The organism is Paracoccus chinensis, assembly GCF_900102885.1.
Taxonomy (GTDB): Bacteria; Pseudomonadota; Alphaproteobacteria; order Rhodobacterales; family Rhodobacteraceae; genus Paracoccus; species Paracoccus chinensis.
Window position 1 is genome coordinate 1 of sequence record NZ_FNGE01000083.1, and the last position, 1,098, is coordinate 1,098.

The 1,098-nt window shown below is 66.3% G+C and carries 1 protein-coding gene; it reads left to right on the forward strand.

Translation table 11 applies throughout. From position 1 onward, the window contains the following. Positions 1-193: 193 nt before the first annotated feature. Positions 194-1,098 (forward strand): P-type ATPase actuator domain-containing protein (locus BLQ03_RS17825; protein WP_245689009.1); only part of this gene is annotated, 905 nt, incomplete at its 3' end.

Below are 1,098 nucleotides of genomic sequence, written 5' to 3' on the forward strand. Positions count from 1 at the left end.
GTAAATGATGGCCAGCAAGAGCAAAGACCAACACCCAGCCTCCCTCCACATGGAGAGCAGCTCTCGCGACGGCGACCATCAGCATCACCATCACGGGCATGTTCACTCCAGCCATCACGGACTGGAGCATTCGCACGCCCCGGCGACGGCTCCGATAGACAGCGCGCATCAGGTCAAGGACCCGGTCTGCGGCATGATGGTCGATCCCCATGCGACGCAGCACAAGGCGGAGCACGCCGGACGGCCCTATTACTTTTGTTCGGCGGGATGCCGTGCGAAATTCCTGGCAGAGCCGGAGCGCTATCTTGACCCGGCCGCGGCGGCGGCAAAGGCTGAACCCGTACCTGAGGGGACGATTTACACCTGTCCCATGCACCCCGAGATCCGGCAGGTCGGGCCGGGGTCGTGCCCGATCTGCGGCATGGCGCTGGAGCCTGTGCTGGTCAGCCTGGAAGCCGAGCCCAATCTCGAACTGATCGACATGCGCCGTCGGCTCTGGATCGGGCTGGTGCTGACGATCCCGGTGTTCCTGCTGGAAATGGGAGGGCACCTGCTCGGCCTCGATCACCTCGTCAGCCAGCGCAGCTCGAACTGGATCCAGCTGATCTTCGCGACTCCGGTCGTCCTGTGGGCCGGGTGGCCCTTCTTCCAGCGCGGCTGGCAGTCGCTGATCACCCGCAACCTGAACATGTTCACCCTGATCGCTATGGGCACGGGGGCCGCCTGGATCTACAGCGTCGTTGCCACGCTGGCGCCCGGCATCTTCCCCGGCGCCTTCCGCCAGCATGACGGCTCCGTCGCCGTCTATTTCGAAGCTGCGGCGGTCATCACCGTGCTCGTCCTGCTGGGGCAGGTGCTGGAACTGCGCGCCCGCGAAAGCACCAGCGGCGCAATCCGCGCGCTGCTCGACCTGGCCCCCAGGACCGCCCGGCGCATCCACGAGGATGGGAGCGAGGAAGAGGTCCAGCTGGATGCGGTTCGTGTCGGCGACCGGCTCCGCGTGCGGCCGGGCGAGAAGGTGCCGGTCGACGGCGAGGTGATCGAGGGCCGCAGTGCCGTCGATGAATCGATGGTGACGGGCGAGTCCATGCCGGTGAC